The organism is Kitasatospora sp. CB02891, from assembly GCF_002803145.1.
Taxonomy (GTDB): domain Bacteria; phylum Actinomycetota; class Actinomycetes; order Streptomycetales; family Streptomycetaceae; genus Kitasatospora; species Kitasatospora griseola.
Genome location: NZ_NNBO01000008.1, coordinates 71,657 through 92,568 on the forward strand (window position 1 = coordinate 71,657; position 20,912 = coordinate 92,568).

Here is a 20,912-nt window from a genome sequence, read left to right on the forward strand (position 1 = left end):
CTGAGAGGCGGGTGAATCTACGGTCAAGGCCGGTCACCGGTCGGGCGGGGGCCGACGGTGGTCGCGTGCGGGGTGAGGGAGTCCTCGCCGGGGCCGGGAGACACCTTACCGGGCACCGATGAAGCGCCCGGACCGCCCGACGCGGGCTCACCGGGCGGAGCGGGACGCCAGCAGTCCCCACCGGCCGCCCGGGCCTCCGCCAGCGCGCGGTCCGCCGCCCGCAGCAGGACGGCGGCGTGCGCGCCGTCCCGGGGAAGCACCGCCAGACCGATCGCGGCGGTCAGCCCGCTGCGGGCCTCCGGGTCGGCCGGCTCGCCCGGGTGGCGGTCCGTCAGCCGGTGCCTGCGCACCGACCAGCAGAGCCGCTCGGCGACCTGGGCGGCGCCCTCCGGGGCGGTGTCCGGCAGCAGCACCAGGAACTCCTCCCCGCCGTATCGGCCCAGCGTGTCGCAGCTGCGGATCTCCACCGCCAGCCGCTGGGCGAGGTCGCGCAGCATCCCGTTGGCACGGGACCGGCCGTGCTCGGCGACCAGCCCGTCGAACCCGACCAGCTCCACCATCAGCACCGACAGCGGGCGCGGCTCGGCGGCCGTGGCCTCGGCCCGCCGGGCCCGCTCGATCTCCTGGTCCAGGGTCAGCTGGAGGTGCCGGTAGTTCCACACCCCGGTGAGCGGGTCGCAGGACGCGGTCCGACGCAACTCGTCCCGTTCCGCCGCCAGTTCCGCGATCTTCGCCAGAAGTTCCGCCTCCCTCCCGCCCTGCCCGGCCCCCGCCCGGCGGCGGCGCAGCACGGTGACACCGGCCGCGACCGGGGCGGCCGCGCCGAGCACGGCCAGGGCCTGGAGCAGGAGCGGGGTGGACATGCGGCGGCCTCGACGTGTCAGGCTCGTGTCACTGTGAATGACAGAGCTGAAGGGATACGGGTGGTGTCTGCAGATCAGTTGTCCAACGACAAGGTGGCACTGAGGTCACGGCTGCTCGCCGAGCGGCGGGCCCTCACCGCCGAGCAGCGGGCCGCGGCGGCCCGCACACTGGCCGCGTACGCGACGGACCTCGTCCCGCCCGGCAGCACCGTCGCCGCCTACGTCTCGGTCGGCGCCGAACCCGGCACCCGCCCGCTGCTCGCCGCGCTGGCCGCCGCCGGCGTCCGCGTGCTGCTGCCGGTCCTGCTGCCCGACAACGACCTGGACTGGGCCCCCTACGAGAGCGAGGCCCGGCTCGCACCCGCCACCCGGGGCCTGCTCGAACCCCTCGCCCCCCGCCTCGGCCCCGACGCCGTCCGCACCGCCGACGTCGTCCTCCTCCCCGGCCTCGCCGTCGACGCCCACGGCATCCGCCTCGGCCGCGGCGGCGGCTCCTACGACCGCGTCCTCGCCCGCCTGGCCCGCGCCGACGCCCACCCCCTCCTCGCCACCCTCCTCTACCCCCACGAACTCCTCCCCGCCGTCCCCACCGAACCCCACGACCACCCCGTCCACGCTGTCATCACCCCGACCGGCATCACCCGCTTCACCGCCTGACGGAGCGAAGAACAGGACGCGACAGGCACCGGCCGACGCACCGTCGACGGACCCGGACAGAGCACCCGACGGAACCCGGGCCGACCGGGGCACCCCTCGCCGACATGGAGCGAGGACCCCGGAAAGCCCGTCCGTCACCACCGGACCACCCATCGGCCGGCACCGAAGGCAGCCGCCCGACGGAGCCTGGTGCCAGACCGAAGGCGGCGATCCCGCCTGCGCCGGCGGTTCGGACAGCCGCGCCCCGCACTTGAACCACCGCCCTCCACGGTCGGTATCCCCCGGTTCACGACAGGCCCGGTCCGGACCGCCACGGAACCGGGCCGCAGGCGAACCGGCCGGCGAAGCTCGGCACCCGGGGCCGAGGCAGCAAACACCCGCCGCCGACCAACGGCGAACCCGTCTGCGGGAAGTCCGCCGCCAACGCCGAGCCGCAGGCGGGCTTCGGGCTGACCGTCGTACCGCCCGCCGACACTGCCGAGCCCGCAGGAAGCCCGCCCACCGGCCCGACGAAACCCCGCCCGAAAGCAGCCACCCGACGGAGCCTGGCGCCAGACCGAAGGCGGCACTCAGCCGCCCAACGCACCGGCAGCGATCCCACCTGCGGAACCGCGCCGCAAGCGAACCGGCCAGCGAAGCTCGGCACCCGGGCCCGAGGCAGCAAACACCTGCCGACGCACCAACGGCAGACCCGTCTACGGGAAGTCCGACCCCAGCGCCCGGCCGCAGTCGGGCTTCGGGCCGACCGGCGTGCCGCCCGCCGGCACGGCCGAGCCCGCAGGAAGCCAGCCCGGAAGCAGCCGCCCGACGCGCGCGGCGTGTCGGCACGCGGCCCGGAGCGCGTCGCGACTCGCCCCGCCCCCACAAGCAGGGCGGCCGAGGTGACCCGATCCAGAAACAACCGGGTGCAGCCCCCCGCAGGGGATCCCGCCTCCGTTGCCGGGCCGAACCGCGCGTCAGCGCCGCCGGGAAACGCCGGAGGCGGGCCCCCGCTCGGGGAGTCCGCCTCCGGGTGGTGCGGGTCGGGCGTCAGCCGGCGGTGAGGGTGAGGGTGTTCTTGCCGGACTTGGTGACGGCGTCCTTGGTGTAGGCCCAGGGGAGGAGTTCGCCCTTGGTCCAGAGGTCGGTCTGGTCGTTGTAGTTGGGGTGGAAGGCGTGGCCGGAGGCGCCGCCGACGTTGATCCAGCGGGAGGCGTCGAAGTCGCTGAGGTCGACGACCATGCGCATCGAGGGGATCCAGTCGACGTCGTAGCCGGCGGCGGCGTTCCAGCCGGAGGCGTTGACCGCGGCGCTGCCGCCGGAGAGCTTGTAGGGGCCCCGGTTGAGCAGCTTGCGGATCGCGGGGGACGCGATCGAGGAGTCGTCGCTGCCGAGCGTGGGCTCCTGCAGGGTCAACTGGTGGAGACGGCCCCAGCTCCAGGTGGAGATGTCCTTGCCGAGGCGCGAGGTGAGGTCCTGGCGGGCGTCCTTGAGGGCCTCGGCGAGCAGGTTGTTCAGGCCGTGCTGCTGCTGGTGGTTGGAGTCGATGTAGTCCCACCACTGCGACTTGGGGTCGCCGAGCTGCTGGCGGACGACCTCGGTCCAGCGGTCGCCGCCGTCCGGCTGGGCCAGCGAGGGCTTGCGGGTGCCGCACTCGGTGACGGCCTGCGCGGCGCCGTTGAGGGCGTCGTCGGGGAGCGTGTTGTCGCGCTTCTGGCGGACCAGCAGGCAGTCGCCCTTCACGCGCAGGTCGGCCGGGAACTTCTGGCCGAAGGAGAGCGTGAGCAGGGCCCGCCAGACGCCGTTGTAGTACGCGGCGGCGGCGGAGTCGGCGTCCTGGTGGTAGTTCCAGTCCTTCAAAAGGTCCTGGGCCTCGCGCACGTACGGGTCGTCGATCTTGATCTTCAGCAGCAGCGGGACGAGGTCCTTGGCGAGCACGCTGGTGTTGTCCAGCTGCATGGACTGCATGTCGTTCGGGGAGATCTTGCCGCCGTTCTTCAGCTTGGCCTGGATCTGGTCGGTGATCTCCTTGGCGCGGGTGCCGTACTCCCAGTCCTTGGTGAGCATCGGCTTGTAGGTCTCGTCGACCACGGCCTGGTTGGCCGTCACGATGTAGCCCTCGGGCGGGTTGTACGCGTAGGGCAGCGACTTGAACGGCAGGAAGTCGCTCTTCCAGGCGTAGCCGGAGTCCCAGCCGGGGGCGGGGTAGCGGCCGTCGCCCTTGCCGCGGACCGGGATCAGGCCGGGGGCCTGGTAGCCGATGTTGCCCTTGGTGTCGGCGTAGATGAGGTTCTGCGCGGGGACGGCGAAGTCCTGCGCGGCGAGCCGGAACGAGGCGAAGTCGGTGGCCCGGTCGAGCTTGAAGACGGCGTCCATGGTCTTGCCGGGGACGAGCGCGGTCCAGCGCAGCGCGACGCCGTAGCCGGTGGCCCGGTCGGGGGCGGCGTTGCCGGCGGGCGCGTTGCTGCCGACCTTCTGCTCCTCGGAGGACTGGTCGGAGATCATCGGCATGCCGTCCTGCGTGGTGCGGACGGTGATGGTGCGGTCCTCGCCGCCGGCGACCTTGATGGTCTCCTTGCGGACGGTGAACTTGGTGTCCTTGCCGTCGAGCAGGTAGGTGTCGGGGCCGGTGACCTTCTCCAGGTACAGGTCGGTGACGTCGGCGCCGAGGTTGGTGAAGCCCCAGGCGATGTCCTTGTTGTGGCCGATGACGACACCGGGCATGCCGGCGAAGGTGTAGCCGGCCACGTCGTAGTTGCAGCTGCTGGAGGTGCTGCGGCAGTGCAGGCCCATCTGGTACCAGATCGACGGCATGCCGGGGCCGAGGTGCGGGTCGTTGGCCAGCAGCGGCCTGCCGGTGGTGGTGTTGGTGCCGGAGACCACCCAGGAGTTGGAGCCGATGCCCTGCCCGTTGGGGCCGAGCAGCTGCGGCAGCTCCCCCATCCTGCCGGACAGGTCGCCGAGCAGCTGCTGGGTCACGGCCCGGGCCTGCGAGGTGCTCGCGGAGGTGGCGCTGCCGGACGGGGCGGGCACGGTGGCGCCCTCACCGGGGGTGTAGGTGCCGTCGGCGCCGACCTTGCCGGTCTTCACGATGGTGCCGTTGCGGTCGTACGGGTAGTCCGGGTAGAGCTGGGCGATCTGCTCGGCGCTGAAGTTCTGCGTCAGCAGCGAGCGGTCGATCTCCTCCTGCATGTTGCCGGACAGGCTCCAGGCCATCGCCTTCAGCCAGGCCACCGAGTCGACCGGGTCCCACTTCTCGGGCCGGTAGCCGGAGTTGACGGCGCCCAGCAGCGCGTACTCGACCGAGGCGCCGGCCCCGCCGGGGTGCTCGGCGAGCCAGGCGTTGACGCCCTCGGTGTAGGCCGTCAGGTTGCGCTTGGTGTCCTCGGACAGGACGTGGTCCCACTCCTTCTGGGCGACCTGGCGCCAGCCCATGGTGCGCAGGAAGCTGTCGTTCTCCACCGCGCTGGAGCCGAACATCTCGGCGAGCCGACCCGAGGTGATGTGCCGTCGGACGTCCATCTCCCAGAACCGGTCCTGCGCCTGGACGTAGCCCTGGGCGCGGAACAGGTCGGCGTCGGTGTCGGCGTACAGCTGCGGGATGCCCTTGTCGTCGCGTACCACGTCCACCGGAGCGGACATGCCGGGCACCGAGACGGTGCCGCTGACCTGCGGGAACGACGAGCGGACGGTGTCCACCGCCCACCAGCTGCCGCCGGCCAGACCCGCCACCAGCAGCACGGCCAGCAGGATCACGATCAGACGTGCGCGCCGGAACTTCTTCGAGCGGGGCATCCGAGTCCTTGTATGAGGGAGCGTGCGGCCGTGACAGGTCACCACATTAGGGCGACGGCACCGGCAGCCGTGCACGGGGGACACCGCCAGGCTGCGGCGGCGCCGTTCGGACCCTACCGGGCCGGGAGGAAAGCGGGGACTAGCGTAAAGATCAAGTAAAATGTTAGACTGAGTAACGATCCGTCAGCCGCCCTTCCTGCCCGAGGTGCCCCTGCGTGACCGTTGACCACCTGAACGAGCTGCTTCTCGAGTCCGCCGTCATCCTGCTCGTCGCCGTCGGCGCCGTCAGGCTCTCCACCCGTACGGGACTGCCGTCACTGCTGCTGTACCTCGGCATCGGCGTCCTGCTCGGCCAGAACGGCATCGGCATAAGTTTCAACAACGCCGAACTCACCCAGGTCCTGGGCTACGCGGCCCTGGTGGTCATCCTCGCCGAGGGTGGACTCAAAACCAGCTGGAAGGCGATCAAACCGGTCGTGCCGGCAGCCGCCGTGCTCGCCACCGTGGGCGTCGCCGTCTCGGTGTTCGTCACCGCCGCCGGCGCGCACTGGCTGGTCGGCCTGGAGTGGCGCACCGCGCTGCTGCTCGGCGCGATCGTCTCCTCCACCGACGCCGCCGCGGTCTTCTCGGTGCTGCGGACGGTCCCGCTGCCCAAGCGCCTGACCGGCCTGCTGGAGGCCGAGTCCGGCTTCAACGACGCGCCCGTGGTGATCCTGGTGGTGGCCTTCGCCACCACCGGCGAACTCGACTCCTGGTACGTGCTGCTCGGCACCATCGCGCTGGAACTGGTGATCGGCGCGGCCGTCGGCCTCGCGGTCGGCAAGCTCGGCGCGTACGCGATGCGCCGGATCGCGCTGCCCTCCTCCGGCCTGTACCCGATCGCGGTGCTCGGCCTGATCGTGCTCGCCTACGCGGGCGGCGCGCTGCTGCACGCCTCCGGATTCCTGGCCGCCTACCTCGCCTCGGTGATCCTCGGAAACTCCAAGCTGCCGCACGGCCCCGCGGTGCGCGGCTTCGCCGACGGACTCGCCTGGATCGGCCAGATCGGCATGTTCGTGCTGCTCGGCCTGCTGGTCACGCCCGCGACCATGGGCTCGGCGATCATTCCGGGCCTGGTGGCCGGCACCGTGCTGGTGTTCGTCGCCCGGCCGCTGTCGGTGATGGTCAGCATGACGCCGTTCCGGATCCCCTGGCAGGAGCAGGCCCTGCTGTCCTGGGCCGGTCTGCGCGGCGCCGTGCCCATCGTGCTCGCCACCATCCCGCTGGTGTCCGGCGCGGCCGACGCCCAGCAGCTGTTCAACGTGGTGTTCATCCTGGTCGTGGTCTTCACCCTGCTCCAGGGCCCGACCCTGCCGATGGTCGCCCGCTGGCTGAAGATCGGCGAGGGCGACCTCGGCCAGGACCTGGGCATCGAGTCCGCCCCGCTGGAGAAGCTGCACGGCCACCTGCTGTCCGTGCAGCTGGCCGCCGGCTCCCGGATGTCCGGCGTCGAGGTCTCCGAACTGCGCCTGCCCAAGGGCGCCGCGGTCACCCTGGTGGTCCGCGAGGGCTCCAGCTTCGTGCCGGACCGGATGACGGTGCTGCGCGAGGGCGACGAACTGCTGGTGGTCACCACCGACGAGGTCTCGGAGGCCGCCGAACGCCGGCTGCGCGCCGTCGACCAGGGCGGCAAGCTGGCCGGCTGGCTGCACAATGCGGAGGCTTCACCTTCTGTTCCCAGAAGGAAAGCGGGCTGAGCCGCTAAGCTGAAGGCAGAAACCCCGATTCCCCCGCATCTGCCTGATGCAGAGTCGGCGCGACCGCTCGGCGGCCGGGCCCCGAGGCATTCCGCCCGGGCCCGGTAACAACCCCGGTCGACGCGCGAGAGGACGACTCTCGGCGCCGGTCCCGGTCCCATCTGCACGCCCGGTCCCGCGCTACCAGGCAGCAGAGAGGACCGACCGTGGCGGCTCGCCGACCGGTCGACGACCCCACTGGCAGCACCGGCTACGGAGCCCTGCTGCGCACCCCCCGCGCCTGGACCTTCCTGCTCCCCGCCCTGGTCGCCCGACTGCCGTACGCCATGCTCGGCCTCGGCATCGTGCTGCTGGTGCGCGACACCACCGGCTCCTACGGCCTGGCCGGCGCGGTCGCCGCGACCGCCGCCGTCGCGCAGGCCCTGATCGGCCCGCAGACCGGCCGACTCGCCGACCGGCACGGCCAGGCCGCCGTGCTGGTCCCCGCCGTCCTGGTGCACGCCGCCGCGGTGGGCGCGCTGATCGCGCTCGCCCACGGCGGCGCCCCCGACTGGACGCTGTTCCTCGCCGCCGCCCCGGCCGGCGCGTCGGTGCCGCAGGTCGGCGCCATGGTGCGGGCCCGCTGGGTGCACCGGCTGAACGACCGGCCCGCGCTGCTGAACACCGCGTTCGCCTTCGAGTCCGTCACCGACGAGTTCACCTTCGTGGTCGGCCCGGTGCTGGCCACGGGCGTCGCCACCGCGGTGAACCCGTCCGCCGGGCTGATCGCCGAGGCCGCCCTCACGGTGCTCGGCGGCCTGCTCTTCGCCGCCCGCCGCGGCACCGCCCCCTCCCCCACCGGCCCCGCCGAACCCGGCCGCCGCCAGGCCTCCGCGCTGGCCTCCCCCGGCGTCCGCCTGCTGGCCGGCGGGTTCCTCGGCCTCGGCACCGTGTTCGGTGCGCTCCAGGTCTCCATCACCGCCTTCGCCGAGGACGCCGGCACCCCGGGCCTCAGCGGCGCGGTCTACGGCATCTTCGCGGCCGGGTCGATGGTCGCCGGCGTGCTCTACGGCCTGATCCCCTGGCGCAGCTCGGCCCGGCAGCGGATGCTCGCCTGCTACGCGCTGCTGATGCTCGGCTGCTCCACGCTGTGGGCGATGCCGAACCTGGTCTCGCTGTCGATCGCCGGCCTGTTCTGCGGCCTGGCCATCGCCCCCACCCTGATCACCGGCTACACCCTGGTGGAGACGCTGGTCGCGGACGGCGCCAAGACCGAGGCGTTCACCTGGCTGACCGGCGCGATCGGCCTCGGCCTGGCGGTCGGCTCCACCGCGGCCGGGCAGCTGATCGACCACTCCGGGCCCTCGCTGGGCTTCACCGTCCCGCTGATCGGCTCCGGCCTGGGCCTGGTGGCGCTCGTCACGATGCGCCACCTGCTGCTCGCCCCGGCCCCCGTCACCCGTACCGTGGCCAGGGGCGGCGCGGTCGAACAGCCCGCCGGCGCCGCCCGGCACGGCTGAGCCGCTGGACTCCACCAGCGGAATGCCGCATCATGGACCGTCGTTAGCACTCATAGCGTGAGAGTGCCAGGGGGAGTGCAGGAGGAAGCGGAAAGTGCCCACGTACCAGTACCAGTGCACCGAGTGCGGCAACGGCCTCGAGGCGGTGCAGAAGTTCAGCGACGACGCGCTGACCACGTGCCCCGACTGCCAGGGGAAGCTCCGCAAGGTCTTCTCGGCCGTGGGTGTGGTCTTCAAGGGCTCCGGCTTCTACCGCACCGACAGCCGTTCCAGCTCCAGCAGCTCGGTGACCTCGTCCTCGTCGACCTCCGGCTCCTCGACCTCGTCGTCGGCGTCGTCCTCGTCGTCCTCGTCGAGCAGCAGCTCGGCCCCGGCCGCGAGCTGACCGTCCGAAGCATCGCCGCAGGCCCCGCCCGGTTCGACCGGGCGGGGCCTGCGGCGTTGTGCGGGGTGGTTACGCGGGTTCCTCCGGACGGTGGGGCGGGGCGGGTCACGGGGTGTGCTCCGAACGGCGCAGCGGCTCAGCCCTGCGGGTGACGGCGGTTTTCCACAGGGCGGGGTTTTCCACAGGCTGCGGATATCCGCGGGCGGGGGCGGACGGGCAGCCGCAGGATTGCTGCCGCGGCCTCGACCGGGGCCGCCGCTCCCCAGGAAGGGCCTGCCGCCATGACCGCTTTCGTGCTCCCCCCGTTGCCCGCCGCACTGGTGCCGCCGCGCCGCGAGGTGCCCGATTTTCCGCCGATCCGGGGCACCGCGCGGGGCCGCCACCGCTTGCGGCAGGCCGTGCGTCGGCGGCCGGGCGTGTTCGCGGTGGCCTGTCTGGCGGTGGCGGCCGCGTTCACCTCGGGTCCGCTGCGGCCGGCCCCGCCGCCCGGCCCCGGGGCCGGCGAATGCCCCCGGGCGTCAACCGGAGTGCCGTGAATTCACCCGTGACCTCTGCGTGCGGACAGCGTTCGACGCGGCATGAAAGGCTTCAAGAATTTCCTGCTCCGCGGCAACGTGGTGGACCTGGCCGTCGCCGTCGTCATCGGCGCGGCGATCACCAACGTCGTCAACGCGTTCGTCAAGGGCATCATCAACCCGCTGCTCGGTCTGATCGGCACCAAGGACCTGAACAGCTACGCGTCCTGCCTCCGGGGCCCGTGCTCGATGGACGCCAGCGGCAACGTGACCTCCGGCATCTTCATCCTCTGGGGCTCGGTGATCAGCGCGGTGATCAGCTTCATCATCATCGCGGCCGTCGTGTACTTCCTGATCGTCCTGCCGATGAACCACTTCCTGGAGAAGCGCAAGACGCCGGAGGAGGAGGCGATGGAGGTCGAGGTGAGGGAGGTCCAGCTGCTCACCGAGATCCGCGACGCGCTGGTCCGCCGCTGACGGCTACTTCTCCCCGTGGTGCGGGGGCCGCTGGTCGAGGTACCAGTCCAGCCCCCGCCCGCCCTGCGACTCTCCCCAGCCGCGGTCGGTGTCGTCACTGGTCTGCTGCTCGAACGGGTCCTTGAAGACCAGTCGCGGCTTGGGCTTGTTCTCGTCCTGCTCGGTCATCCGTCCACTGTAGAACTGCCGGGCGCCCCCGCGGGGACGCCCGGACAGGCCCTGGCTCAGGCGGCTTCGAAGCCGGCGTGGTCGGCGATCTTCTTGAGCTCGGCCAGCGCGTGCTTCTCGATCTGGCGGATCCGCTCGCGCGTCAGACCGTGCTGCTTGCCGACCTCGGTCAGCGTCCGCTCCCGGCCGTCCTCCATGCCGTAGCGGCTGCGGATGATCGACGCGGTGCGGTCGTCGAGGCGGCCGATCAGATCGTCCAGCTCCTCGCGGCGGAGCATCACCAGCACGGCGTCCTCCGGCGAGACGGCGCCGGTGTCCTCCACCAGGTCGCCGAACTGGGTCTCGCCCTCGTCGTCGACCGCCATGTTCAGGCTGACCGGGTCACGGGCCCAGTCCAGCACGTCCTTGATCCGCTGCTCGGTGGTGTCCAGCTCGGCGGCGATCTCGGACGGCTCGGCCTCGCGGCCCAGCTCCTTGGACTTCTCGCGCTGCACCCGGCGGATCCGGCCGAGCTCCTCGACCAGGTGGACGGGCAGCCGGATGGTGCGGGACTGGTCGGCGATCGAGCGGGTGATCGCCTGGCGGATCCACCACGTCGCGTAGGTGGAGAACTTGAAGCCCTTGGAGTAGTCGAACTTCTCCACCGCGCGGACCAGGCCGGCGTTGCCCTCCTGGATCAGGTCGAGCAGCGGCAGGCCGCTTCGCGGGTAGCGGCGGGCGACGGCGACCACCAGGCGCAGGTTGGAGCGGATGAAGACGTCCTTGGCGCGCTCGGCGTCGTCGGCTATCACCCGGAGCTCCTCCGCGCTGACGCCGTCGAGCTGCTCCTCCTCGTCCAGCAGGTGCTGGGCGAAGACCCCGGCCTCGATGCGCAGGGACAGCTCGACCTCCTCGGCGGCGTCGAGCAGGGGCGTCCTGGCGATCTCGTCGAGGTACATGCCGACCAGGTCGCGGTCGGCCTCGAGGTTGGTCGGTCGGGCGGTGCGGCTCCGATCGGCCCTGTCGCGTACGACGGCACGGGTGGCCATGCTTGCTCCCTCACTGACGGTGCCGGGGGCTCCGTTCCGCCGCCTGGCACAACCGTGTGGGCCATTTCCCGGCTCACACGTAACGATCCAACGCACAGAAATCGGACAACATTCCCAAGTGGCTCAGTTTTTCGTGAGCGATGCAGTATCCTGCCGATTTTCATCCGATCGATACACGCAGCGTGACGCGAGTCGCACACCGCGCGTCCACCGGACGCCACCGAACCCGCGCGGTGCCTTCGCGACACATCCGCACAACCGATGCCGAATCGCTATCACCGGACCCCCGGTTCGCCTCCCGGCGCTGGGAAGGTCTCTGTCATGCACCAGTCCAACGATGGTTCCCCGGCGGCCGACCGCCCCCCGGCCGGCGACCGCCGCTCTCCGGTTCAACGCCGGACCCTGCTCGGTTGTGCCTGGATCGGCCTGACGAGCCTGCTGCTGTTCACGGTGCTGCTGATCCTGGTGAAAGCCGACTGGTCGCCGCTGTCCCGGCTGGACCACGGCTGGGTGGCGACGCTGCACCGGTACGCGCTGCGGCACCCGGTGTGGACGGCCGCCATGCAGACCCTGGCCGACCTGGGCGCGCCGTGGACCATGCGCGCCCTGCTCGGCGCCGCCGCGCTGTGGCTGTGGTGCGTGCGCGCCCGGGTGCTGGCCGGGTGGGTGCTCGCGGTGTGCCTGCTGGGCTGGGCGGCCAGCGCGGGCGGCCGGGCGCTGATCGGCCGACCCCGCCCGCACTTCGTCGACCCGGTCGCGGTGGGCTCCGGCGCGGGCTTCCCGTCCGGGCACGCGATCGCCTCCGCGGTGACCTGCGGGGCCCTGCTGGTGCTGCTCCGGCCGCGCGCGGACCGGGTGGTGCGGGCGGTGGCGAGCACCGGCGCGGCGCTCACCGTGCTGGGCGTCGGCTGGACCAGGCTCGCGCTGGGCGTGCACTACCCCAGCGACGTGCTGGCCGGCTGGGCGGCGGCGGCCGTGGTGCTGACGGGGGCCACGCTGGCGGTGGAGCTCTGGCGGCCGGGCCGGCTCGGCCGGGACGTCCGCCGACTGCACTGGCGGCTGCGGTCCCGGGTGCAGCGGGTGCTGGCCGCCCCGCTGCCGGCGGAACCCGCCACGGAGCCCGACCCGGGCCGCTCCTGACGGTTCGTGAGCAACGTCACACTCCGCATCCGGGCGCTCCGGGGCGCGGGAACGGACGTGGGCGGCATTCCGCATGTTTCCGGGCGGAAACGGCGCTCGGCGGCCGACCCGCCGCTGCGCCCGGACGCCCCCCGCCACGAGCCGGACGGGCCCCTGTCCGGCACTCGACTCCCCATCGGGTGCCGAGTTACGGCAGACTTCTGCGGCTGGGTGCACCCTGCAACCGGCAGTCGGCGGACGGACCAGACCGTTCTCCCGCACTTCTCCTGAACTTTTCCCACGCAACGCCGGACGGGCACCGATCGACGGGGGGTCCGATGACCATGCACACCGCGGACGGCCCGACCGACCCGTACGATCCGTACGCCCAGCAGCGCGGCCCGTACCCGCAGCAGGGCGGCCCGTACCTCCCGCAGGACCCGCCGACCATGCAGCTCGGCCGGATCCCCGACCAGTACGACCAGTACGAGCAGGTCGGCTACCCGCCGCCCCCGCCGCAGCCCCCGGCACCGGTACCGGTGCCGCCGCCGCGGGCGGGCGAGGAACCGGCCCCGGAGCCCGGGGCCGCCAAGCCCGCCGCGTCCACCGCCCGCAACGGCCTGATCATGGCGCTGGGCTCGCTGGCGTCCCGCGCGCTGGGCTTCGTGCGCAGCGCGGTGATCGTGGCGGCGCTGACCACCGGCCCGGCCGGCGAGGCGTTCAACGTGGCGAACTCGCTGCCGAACATCGTCTACATGATGCTGATCGGCGGTGTGCTGGCCTCGGTGTTCGTGCCGGAGCTGGTGCACGCGATGCAGACCCACAAGGACGGCGGCCAGGCCTACACCGACCGGCTGCTGACCCTGTGCGGGACGATCCTGGTGGTGCTGACGCTCAGCGCCTGGCTGTTCGCCCCGCAGATCGTCGACCTGTACTCCAATTTCGACGGGGTGCAGCACGAACTGGCGGTCACCTTCGCCCGCTACTGCCTGCCGCAGATCTTCTTCTACGGCGTGTTCACCCTGCTCGGGCAGGTGCTGAACGCCCGCGACCGGTTCGGCGCGATGATGTGGACCCCGGTCCTGAACAACGTCGTGGCGATCGGCGTGTTCGGCGGCTACCTGGCGATGGGGCACCACGCGTACCAGGCCGACGAGGTGAGCAGCAGCGACGCGCTGCTGCTGGGCCTCGGCTCGACCATGGGCATCGTGGTGCAGGCCGCCGCCCTGCTGCCCTCGCTGCGCTCGGCCGGTTTCACCTTCCGACCGCGCTTCGACTGGCGCGGCGCGGGCCTCACCCGGCCGCTGCGCGCGGCGGGCTGGGCACTGGCCCTGGTGGCGGCCACCCAGCTGTCCTTCGCGGTGATCACCAGCCTGAGCACCGGCGCGGGCCAGGCGGCGCACGACGCGGGCATCCCGGGCGGCCGCGGCTTCTCCGCCTACAACAACGCCTACGCGCTGTTCGTGGTCCCGCAGGGCGTGATCACGGTGTCGCTGGTGACGGCGCTGCTGCCGAGCATGGCGCGGTCCGCGACGGCGGGCGACTACCGGAAGATCGGCGAGGACCTGTCGGCGGTGCTGCGCTCCTCGGCCGCGATGGTGGTGACCGCCGCCGTGCTGTTCTTCGCGCTGGGCTCGCAGATCGCGATGGCCGCGTACGGCTACGGCTCCGGCAGGACCGTGCACGACGACGCCATGGTGGTGGGCCTGCTGCTGATGGCCTTCGCCATCGGCCTGCCCGCCTTCTGCGCCCAGTACGGCCTGGCCCGCGGCTTCTACGCGATGGGCGACGCCAGGACGCCGTTCTGGCTGACGCTGGTGTCCACGGGCACGAACGCCGCGCTGTGCTGGGTGGCGTACGAGACGCTGCCGCTCCAGAACAAGGTGATCGGCATGGCGGTGGCGCACACCGCGGCCGCCGTCCTGTCGGTGGTGGTGACCGGCGTCGCGCTGGGCCGCCGACTGGCGAAGGGCGCTCCCCCGGCCGCCGCGCCCGCCCCGGCGAGCGCGGACCTGGACTCGACGATGGTGCTGCGCACCGACGCCTTCGCACCGGGTGCGAACGCCACCGTGGACCTGGGCGTGCGGCGCGGGCGGCGCGGCAGCGGCCTGGAGGGCTTCCGGCTGGTCACCCTGCACCTGGGCCTGATCGTGGCGTGCCTGCCGGGCGCGTTCGCCGCGCACTGGCTGGCGGGCCGGTTCGGCGCGAGCCTGTTCGGCAGCCTGGTGGGGCTGGCGGCGGGCTCGCTGGCGGTGCTGCTGTCGTTGTTCGTGCTGGCCCGTCCGCTGGGCGTGGGAGCGTCGGTGGCGCCGTTCGCCCGCAAGCTGCGGATCCCGTACCCGACGCCGGCGCCGGCCGGCGGGGGCAAGCACCGGCGGTAGCCGACGCCCTGCGGCGGCATCGAGCCGCCGGGCCGCGTTCCGGGCCGACGGCGCACTGACGGGCGCCGCCACCGGCGAGCCCGGTGCGGGCGGGGGCGGCGACCCGTGAAGCGGCCGGGGCGACTGTCATTTTCGTGCCAGGCGGATATCTGTCACCTGCGACGAGGTCCGGCGGGGGCCGGGGTTTGTCACGCTGGAGGGATGTACGCGATCCGCCTGGAGCTGATCCCGCCGCGGCCCGTCCCGGGCCCCGCGACGGAGGCCGGAGCCGGTCCGGTGCGGCTGGCCCTGATGCAGCTGCCGCTGGACGGGGCCCAGGTGTGCCACGCCCGGGTGCTGTACGGCTCGGACGGGCTGGCCGCGGTGTGCTTCCTGACCGCCCCGTCGCTGCTGGACGCGGAGCGCGCGCTGCGGGCGGGCACGGACGCGCTGGTGGAGCCGGGCGGGCCGCTGGCCGGCTGGGCGACGGTGCGCTGCGAGGCGGATCCGTGGATCGCCCTCGGCATGCTGCCGGCCCGCGCGCGGAGCTGACCGCCCGCCCGAGCGCCGGACTGCCGGACCGGCCGGCCGGGCGCCGAGCAGGTCGAGCGGCCCGACACCCCCGTCCGGGTGCCCGGCGGGCGAAACACCGCGGATCTCCCGGGCCGAAGCTGCCGGTCGGAAAACAATGGGACGTCAACTCGCCGCGGCGTAGGCTTCGTTGTCCGATTGCTGTCGAACGGCGCAGGCGCAGCCTTCGCCGCAGTGGAGACCGGAGACCCCGCGTGACCCCCAGCACCGCTCAGACCCCTGCCAAGGTCGACTTCTACTTCGACCCGGCCTGCCCGTTCGCCTGGATCACCTCGCGCTGGATCCTGGAGGTCCAGCAGCTCCGGGAGCTGGACCTCAGGTTCCGGGTGATGAGCCTGTACGTCCTGAACGAGAACCGGGACCTCCCCGACTGGTACCGCGAGCTGATCGACCGTTCGCTCTCCCTCACCCGGATCTGCGCCGCCGCCGCGGCTCAGCACGGCGAGGAGGTGCTCCCGGCGCTGTACACGGCCATGGGCACCCGCATCCACAACCACGACAACAAGGACTTCCGGGCCGTCGCCGTCGAGGCCCTCGCCGAGGCCGGCCTGCCCGCGGAGCTGCTCGCCGCCGCGGACACCGACCAGTGGGACGAGGCGCTGCGCAAGAGCCACCACGAGGGCATGGACCCGGTCGGCGAGGACGTCGGCACGCCGACCATCCACATCGACGGGGTGGCGTTCTTCGGGCCGGTGCTGAACTCGATCCCCCGCGGCGAGCAGGCCGTCGCCATCTTCGACGGCGCCCGGGCCCTGGCGGGCTTCCCGGACTTCTTCGAGCTGAAGCGCACCCGCACCGGGTCGCTCAACTTCGACTGACGCATCGACACCCGTATCGACCGTATCGACGAGGAAGAGGAGACCCCCTGATGGCGACCGCCATGAGCGCCGGAGAGTTCCTGGCCCTGCACGATCGCCCCGAGCCCTCGGATCCGCTGGTCCTCCCGAACGTGTGGGACGCGGTCAGTGCCCGGGCGTTCGCGGACGCGGGCTTCACCGCCCTGGCCACCTCCAGCTCGGCGGTCGCCGCCGTCCTCGGCCACCGGGACGGCGAGGACACCCCCGCCGACGAGATGTTCGCGGCAGTCGGGCGGATCGTCCGCTCGGTCGACGTCCCGGTGACCGCCGACATCGAGGCCGGTTACGGGCTCGCCCCGGCCGAGATCGTCGAGCGGCTGCTGGAGGCCGGGGCCGTCGGCTGCAACCTGGAGGACTCCGTCGCCGCCACCCGGCAGCTCAAGGACCCGGACCGGCATGCCGATTGGCTCGCCCAGGTGCGGGCCGCCGCCGGCGACCGCCTGGTCCTGAACGCCCGGGTCGACACCTTCCTGTTCGGCGACCGCTCGGTGGAGTCGACGGTCAAGCGCGCCGCCCTGTACATCGACGCGGGGGTCGACGTGATCTACCCGATCCTCGCTCCCGCGGACCTGCTCCCCGAGCTGGCCGCCGGCATTCCCCGCCCGTTGAACGCCCTCTGCCACCTGGACACCACCACTCCCACGCACCTCGGCGCCCTCGGCGCCTCCCGGGTCAGCTACGGCGGTTCGCTCCAGCAGCGCGACGCCGCCGATCTCGCCGTCCTGGCCCGGCGCATCGCCCCGCAGTAGCCGCGCCCGGACGCCGCAGGCCCTCCGCCCGAGCCGGGCGGAGGGCCTGCGGCGTGTGCGGCCGTCTCAGTCGTGGTCCCCACGCGGCGCGGACAGCGCGCTGCGGGGGCGGCGGTCCGGCGCATCGGCCGCGGCGGGGAAGGCGACGAGGCGCACCTCGTCCATCACCACGGTCGCCCGGCCGGTGATCTCCGCCAGTTCGTCGAGGAAGCGTTCGATCCCGGCGGGGCTGTCGACGACGGTGACGACGATCGGGACGGCGTCCGTCAGGCTGAGCAGCCGCGTGCTGTGGAGGCGTCCGTCCGGGCCGATGCCTTCGACCGCCCGGACGGCGTGGGCGTACCCGATTCCGGCCTGCTTGGCGCGCCGGACGATCTCGTGGCCGAGCGGGGTGCGCCGCCAGAGAGTTCCGTCGGGGAAGGAGATGGTGAGGCGGGTGGCCGGCGATGTGGTCCAGGTGTTCGGGTGACCGGCGTCCTCGGCGGTCGGTTCCAACGGTCGCACAGCCCCTCCCTGCCAGCGGCCACCCTGCCGGATGCCGGAACGGTGTCTTCCATGCTTCGTCAGCCCGCCCCGGGAGGGCAAGTGCACCATGGGAGGTGCACCATCGGGCAGCTCGAAGGTGCAGGCCTCAGGTGCACCTACTCCGACGGCGCGTCCCTGGCAGAGGATCGCCGCGTGAATATCGAGATCGAACGGAAGTTCCTGGTCACGTCCCTTCCCGAGCAGGCGGCGACGGCCGACCCGGTGCCCGTCCGGCAGGGCTACCTCGCCCGCGGGACCGGCGTCGCCGAGGTCCGGGTGCGGCAGCAGGGCGCGGAGTTCAGCGTCACCGTCAAGCAGGGCAGCGGACTTGAGCGCATCGAGTACGAATCCCCGCTGACGCCGGCCCAGTTCGAGGAGCTCTGGCCGGCCACCGACGGCGCCCGGGTGGCCAAGCGGCGCAGCGCGATCGCCCTCCCGGAGGGCGTCGCCCATCTCGACGTGTTCGAAGGGCACTTGGCGGGCCTGATGACGGTCGAGGTCGAGTTCGCGGACTCCGCGGCGGCCGCGGAGTTCGTGCCGCCGGCCTGGTTCGGGCGCGAGGTCACCGGCGAGTCCGCGTACGCCAACCAGAACCTCTGCGCCGCGGATCCCCGGACGGCCGGGGACGCTCCGGCGCCAGCCGTCGAGCGGACCCTGGTCCTGCTCAAGCCGGACACCGTGACCCGCGGCCTGGTGGGCCGGATCATCGCCCGTTTCGAGGACGCCGGCCTGCGGATCGTCGGGGCGAAGATGCGGTGGATGGACGCGGATCTCTGCCGCCGCCACTACTTCGACCTGGCGGAGCGGCACGGGGCGGAGGTCTACGCGATGACGGCCCGGTTCATGCAGCAGGGGCCGGTGATCGCGCTGGCGCTCGAAGGCTTCGACGTGGTGACGACCCTGCGGAAGATGCTGGGCGGCGCTTTCCCGAGCGAGGCGGCCCCGGGCACCATCCGGGGCGACTTCTCGCACCACAGCCCGTCCGCGACGGCCGCCACCGGCAAGGGCGTCGCCAACCTCGTCCACGCGTCGGCGAACCGGGCCGAGGCCGAGCAGGAGATCCAACTCTGGTTCGACAAGGGGGAGATGTTCGACTATCCGACGGCGGCCGGAGCCTTCAGCCGCTGAGTCGAGCCGAGCCGCCGGGAGCCCCGTGTGGATCCTGTGTCGCTCTTGCGCGTAATAACGGATGGTGTAACGATCGTCACAAGGTGGGTGTTTGACGCGAACACGCCGGGGGTGTGGCAGTGGTGGGTGTGACATGACGACTCTTCCGGTCCACCGGCCCGCAGAACTGCCGCACCAGCCCCAGCTGTCAGCCGCGAGCCCCGCCCCGTCGCGGGCATGCGCACCTCGGTCACGCATGCTCCCGACCGCCGCGCGCCGGCCCGACCGGCCGCGCGCGGGCAAGTCGCCCTGCCGAACCACCGGCCAACCACCAGTCGGCGTCCACCAAGTGCACTCACCGGAAAGCGCTTGGTCATCCCCAGGACGATGAGGGACACGTGTCTTACCCAACACCACACAACGTCCAGCCCGGGCTGGAACCGACAGGCCAGGGCGCCCCACGCGCCGGTGGCCTGTCGGTCCTCTGGCTCGCGCACGACGACATCTCCTACTACGGCCTGCCCACCCTGCTCGGACAGGTCCCGGCGATCGGCCGGGCCAGGGTGCTGCGCGGGGCGGACGAGGCACAGCACCTGCCGGACAACGAGCAGTTCGACGTCTACGTGCTGCCCCTGAGCTCCCGGGTGGACACCCTCGGGCCGGTCCTGCCGCACCACCGCAGCCGGACCAAACTGCTGATCACCCTCCCCAACGAACAGCGCGCACGCCTGATCCAGGCCATCGCCCAACCCGCGGACGGCTACCTGCTCGGCTCCGACCTCACGGTCGCCGACCTGCAGGACACCTTCGAGAAGCTGATCAGGGGCGAAATGCCGCTGCCCGCCTCGATGGCCCGTGAACTGATCGCCCAACGCGGCCGGTCCGGGAACCTCCGCAGCCCCGGCCGACTCACCGAACGCGAGCGCGCGGTCCTCACCCTCCTGGTGCAGGGGCAGGGCAACCAGCAGATCGCCAGCTCGCTCGGCATCTCCATCCACGGCGCGAAGCGCCATGTCTCCAACCTGCTGGTGAAGTTCGACTGCAGCAACCGGACCGAGATGGCCCTGGCCGCCGTCGACCTCGGCATCGTCTCGGCCCCCTGAGTCCCGGCCCGTCCCGCCTGGTTCCGGTCGTTCACAAGTGCGGCTACCAGGTGGGACGAGCCGAGACTCCGCCGTCGACGACCAGGTTGTGCCCGCTGATCCAGGCGGCGAGCGGTGAGGCGAGGAAGACGCAGGCATTGGCCACGTCGGTCGCCCGGCCGAGCCGCCCGAGCGGTGCGGCCCGCTGCCAGCGCTCCACGCCTTCGGGCCAGTCCTCGGCGAGGCCGTCCCGGTCGATCAGCCCGGGCGAGACGCTGTTCACCCGGACTCCCGCCTCGCCGTACTCCAGCGCGGCCGCCCTGGCGTGCATGATGATCGCCGCCTTGGACGAGGCGTAGTGCGCGTGCCGCCGGGCCGGCTGGGTGCCCTCGATGGACGCGATGTGGGTGACCGATCCCCCGTCCTGTCCGCGCATGACGGCGGCAGCCACTTGGGTGCAGGAGAAGACGCTGCTCAGGTTGGTGTCCACCACGGCCCGCCAGTCGGCGAGTTCCATGCCGGCGAGGTCCTGGGTGGGTTGCAGCCCCGCGTTGTTGACCAGGGCGTCCAGTCGGCCGAACCGCTCGACCGCGGCCTGCACCAGGCGCCGGCACTCGTCCTCCCGGCCCAGGTCGGCGCCGACGGCGAACGCCTCGCCGCCGTCGTCCCCGATCGCCCGCACGACGGCTCCGGCGCCAGCCGCCGCCGTCCGGTAGTGCACCACGACCTTCGCGCCGGCCAGCGCGAACTGCCGGGCGATGGCCCGGCCGATCCCGCCCCCGGCGCCGGTCACCAGGGCGACCTGACCGCTCAGGTCGGGAAGCGCAGCGGCGGGTGTCACGGGCTCAGCCCTCCGGTCCGTCGACGACGAGGTCCGGCGAGGCGTCCGCCGGGTGGCGCAGCGGCTGCCCCGGGCGGCAGAGCGCCCGGATCCGGTCGGCCAGCCGCGGGTAGCGGGCGCAGAGGTCGTCGGCCTCCCCGCCCTCGTAGTCGGCGGCGACGAACCCGGGCGCCATGGTGCAGCCGAACAGCGACCAGTCGCCGCCCGGGGCCACCGATCCGCCCATCCAGGTGCCGGCCGGGATGATCAGCTGGACCTGCTGGCCGTTCAGCACGTCCGGCCCGAGCACCGCGATTTCGGCGTCGCCGTCGGGGTGCAGGAGGACCAACTCGACCGGTGCGCCCAAGTAGTGGTGCCAGACCTCGTCGCCGGGGAGCCGGTGCATGGCGGAGAACGTGTCGTCCTCCGCCGAGAGCAGCACCATGATCGCCGACCCGGCCGCCCGCCCGTCGTCCTGCGGAGCACCGGACCAGGTGCGGCGGAAGAGACCGCCCTCCAGCGGCATAGGGCTCAGCCGGAAGAGCTCGGCGAGCGCCGCGGCCGTGGGTTTCTGACTGTCGGTCATGCGTCCGTCCGGTG

General features: G+C 72.6%; 19 protein-coding genes. 12 read left to right on the forward strand and 7 right to left on the reverse strand.

Annotation, left to right across the window (positions count from 1 at the left end; all coding sequences use genetic code 11):
• Window positions 1-23: 23 nt before the first annotated feature.
• A complete protein-coding gene (locus CG736_RS19080; RefSeq protein ID WP_100587406.1) occupies window positions 24-863 on the reverse strand; it encodes a GGDEF domain-containing protein in 840 nt (279 codons plus the stop codon).
• 63 nt (window positions 864-926) lie between these two features.
• Between CG736_RS19080 and CG736_RS19085 the strand changes: the two genes are divergently transcribed.
• A complete protein-coding gene (locus CG736_RS19085) occupies window positions 927-1,520 on the forward strand; it encodes a 5-formyltetrahydrofolate cyclo-ligase (RefSeq protein WP_232734065.1) in 594 nt (197 codons plus the stop codon).
• A 1,029-nt stretch (window positions 1,521-2,549) separates the two neighbouring features.
• Here the strand turns inward: CG736_RS19085 and CG736_RS19090 are convergent.
• Window positions 2,550-5,294, reverse strand: coding sequence for a penicillin acylase family protein (locus CG736_RS19090; protein ID WP_100587408.1), 2,745 nt, complete (start codon window positions 5,292-5,294; stop codon window positions 2,550-2,552).
• A 215-nt stretch (window positions 5,295-5,509) separates the two neighbouring features.
• Here CG736_RS19090 and CG736_RS19095 point away from each other — a divergent pair, with 215 nt between their 5' ends.
• From CG736_RS19095 to mscL, 4 genes are all read left to right on the forward strand, one after another.
• Window positions 5,510-7,030, forward strand: coding sequence for a potassium/proton antiporter (locus CG736_RS19095; protein ID WP_100587409.1), 1,521 nt, complete (start codon window positions 5,510-5,512; stop codon window positions 7,028-7,030).
• A 206-nt stretch (window positions 7,031-7,236) separates the two neighbouring features.
• The gene (locus CG736_RS19100; protein WP_100587410.1) at window positions 7,237-8,529 is read left to right on the forward strand and encodes an MFS transporter; all 1,293 of its coding nucleotides are present in this window, start codon (window positions 7,237-7,239) and stop codon (window positions 8,527-8,529) included.
• A gap of 94 nt (window positions 8,530-8,623) precedes the next feature.
• Window positions 8,624-8,914: an FmdB family zinc ribbon protein gene (locus CG736_RS19105; RefSeq protein WP_100587411.1), complete on the forward strand. Its 291-nt coding sequence runs from the start codon at window positions 8,624-8,626 to the stop codon at window positions 8,912-8,914.
• Between the two features lie 578 nt (window positions 8,915-9,492).
• Window positions 9,493-9,906, forward strand: a complete 414-nt coding sequence (gene mscL, locus CG736_RS19115) for a large conductance mechanosensitive channel protein MscL (protein WP_043915706.1) — start codon at window positions 9,493-9,495, stop codon at window positions 9,904-9,906.
• Between the two features lie 3 nt (window positions 9,907-9,909).
• Here mscL and CG736_RS37125 read toward each other — a convergent pair whose 3' ends face one another.
• Together CG736_RS37125 and CG736_RS19120 are read right to left on the reverse strand one after the other, a co-directional pair.
• A complete protein-coding gene (locus CG736_RS37125; RefSeq protein ID WP_198520549.1) occupies window positions 9,910-10,074 on the reverse strand; it encodes a hypothetical protein in 165 nt (54 codons plus the stop codon).
• Window positions 10,075-10,130: 56 nt separating this feature from the next.
• Window positions 10,131-11,102 carry a sigma-70 family RNA polymerase sigma factor gene (locus CG736_RS19120; RefSeq protein ID WP_043915705.1) on the reverse strand — a complete coding sequence of 324 codons (972 nt, stop codon included), beginning with the start codon at window positions 11,100-11,102 and terminating at the stop codon, window positions 10,131-10,133.
• Window positions 11,103-11,423: 321 nt separating this feature from the next.
• Between CG736_RS19120 and CG736_RS19125 the strand changes: the two genes are divergently transcribed.
• From CG736_RS19125 to CG736_RS19145, 5 genes are all read left to right on the forward strand, one after another.
• On the forward strand, window positions 11,424-12,242 hold the full coding sequence (locus tag CG736_RS19125; protein WP_157815638.1) for a phosphatase PAP2 family protein: 819 nt from the start codon (window positions 11,424-11,426) through the stop codon (window positions 12,240-12,242).
• Between the two features lie 317 nt (window positions 12,243-12,559).
• Complete coding sequence (murJ, locus tag CG736_RS19130) at window positions 12,560-14,602, forward strand: murein biosynthesis integral membrane protein MurJ (protein ID WP_232734066.1); 2,043 nt, start codon at window positions 12,560-12,562, stop codon at window positions 14,600-14,602.
• A gap of 201 nt (window positions 14,603-14,803) precedes the next feature.
• Complete coding sequence (locus CG736_RS19135) at window positions 14,804-15,133, forward strand: hypothetical protein (protein WP_100587413.1); 330 nt, start codon at window positions 14,804-14,806, stop codon at window positions 15,131-15,133.
• Window positions 15,134-15,366: 233 nt separating this feature from the next.
• The gene (locus CG736_RS19140) at window positions 15,367-15,990 is read left to right on the forward strand and encodes a DsbA family protein (RefSeq protein ID WP_100587414.1); all 624 of its coding nucleotides are present in this window, start codon (window positions 15,367-15,369) and stop codon (window positions 15,988-15,990) included.
• A 50-nt stretch (window positions 15,991-16,040) separates the two neighbouring features.
• Window positions 16,041-16,778: an isocitrate lyase/phosphoenolpyruvate mutase family protein gene (locus CG736_RS19145; RefSeq protein ID WP_369880223.1), complete on the forward strand. Its 738-nt coding sequence runs from the start codon at window positions 16,041-16,043 to the stop codon at window positions 16,776-16,778.
• Between the two features lie 66 nt (window positions 16,779-16,844).
• On the opposite strand, the gene CG736_RS19150 is transcribed toward CG736_RS19145, so the two are convergent.
• On the reverse strand, window positions 16,845-17,282 hold the full coding sequence (locus CG736_RS19150) for a DUF190 domain-containing protein (RefSeq protein WP_157815639.1): 438 nt from the start codon (window positions 17,280-17,282) through the stop codon (window positions 16,845-16,847).
• A gap of 675 nt (window positions 17,283-17,957) precedes the next feature.
• On the opposite strand from CG736_RS19150, the gene CG736_RS19155 reads away from it, so the two are divergent.
• Together CG736_RS19155 and CG736_RS19160 are read left to right on the forward strand one after the other, a co-directional pair.
• Entirely contained in the window at window positions 17,958-18,431 is a 474-nt protein-coding gene (locus tag CG736_RS19155; RefSeq protein ID WP_229847615.1) for a nucleoside-diphosphate kinase, read from the forward strand.
• 377 nt (window positions 18,432-18,808) lie between these two features.
• Window positions 18,809-19,513, forward strand: a complete 705-nt coding sequence (locus CG736_RS19160; RefSeq protein WP_100587416.1) for a response regulator transcription factor — start codon at window positions 18,809-18,811, stop codon at window positions 19,511-19,513.
• A gap of 43 nt (window positions 19,514-19,556) precedes the next feature.
• Here the strand turns inward: CG736_RS19160 and CG736_RS19165 are convergent, their stop codons facing one another.
• Both CG736_RS19165 and CG736_RS19170 read right to left on the reverse strand, forming a co-directional pair.
• Complete coding sequence (locus CG736_RS19165) at window positions 19,557-20,333, reverse strand: SDR family NAD(P)-dependent oxidoreductase (protein WP_100587417.1); 777 nt, start codon at window positions 20,331-20,333, stop codon at window positions 19,557-19,559.
• Window positions 20,334-20,337: 4 nt separating this feature from the next.
• Complete coding sequence (locus tag CG736_RS19170; RefSeq protein WP_100587418.1) at window positions 20,338-20,898, reverse strand: cupin domain-containing protein; 561 nt, start codon at window positions 20,896-20,898, stop codon at window positions 20,338-20,340.
• Window positions 20,899-20,912 lie beyond the last annotated feature (14 nt).

What these genes read in the sequence shown, in the direction of transcription:
- CG736_RS19080 (WP_100587406.1), bottom strand. Translation starts at nt 863, where the DNA reads ATGTCCACCCCGCTCCTGCTCCAGGCCCTGGCCGTGCTCGGCGCGGCC.
- CG736_RS19090 (WP_100587408.1), bottom strand. Translation starts at nt 5,294, where the DNA reads ATGCCCCGCTCGAAGAAGTTCCGGCGCGCACGTCTGATCGTGATCCTG.
- mscL (WP_043915706.1), top strand. Translation starts at nt 9,493, where the DNA reads ATGAAAGGCTTCAAGAATTTCCTGCTCCGCGGCAACGTGGTGGACCTG.
- CG736_RS37125 (WP_198520549.1), bottom strand. Translation starts at nt 10,074, where the DNA reads ATGACCGAGCAGGACGAGAACAAGCCCAAGCCGCGACTGGTCTTCAAG.
- CG736_RS19120 (WP_043915705.1), bottom strand. Translation starts at nt 11,102, where the DNA reads ATGGCCACCCGTGCCGTCGTACGCGACAGGGCCGATCGGAGCCGCACC.
- CG736_RS19125 (WP_157815638.1), top strand. Translation starts at nt 11,424, where the DNA reads ATGCACCAGTCCAACGATGGTTCCCCGGCGGCCGACCGCCCCCCGGCC.
- murJ (WP_232734066.1), top strand. Translation starts at nt 12,560, where the DNA reads ATGACCATGCACACCGCGGACGGCCCGACCGACCCGTACGATCCGTAC.
- CG736_RS19135 (WP_100587413.1), top strand. Translation starts at nt 14,804, where the DNA reads ATGTACGCGATCCGCCTGGAGCTGATCCCGCCGCGGCCCGTCCCGGGC.
- CG736_RS19145 (WP_369880223.1), top strand. Translation starts at nt 16,041, where the DNA reads ATGGCGACCGCCATGAGCGCCGGAGAGTTCCTGGCCCTGCACGATCGC.
- CG736_RS19170 (WP_100587418.1), bottom strand. Translation starts at nt 20,898, where the DNA reads ATGACCGACAGTCAGAAACCCACGGCCGCGGCGCTCGCCGAGCTCTTC.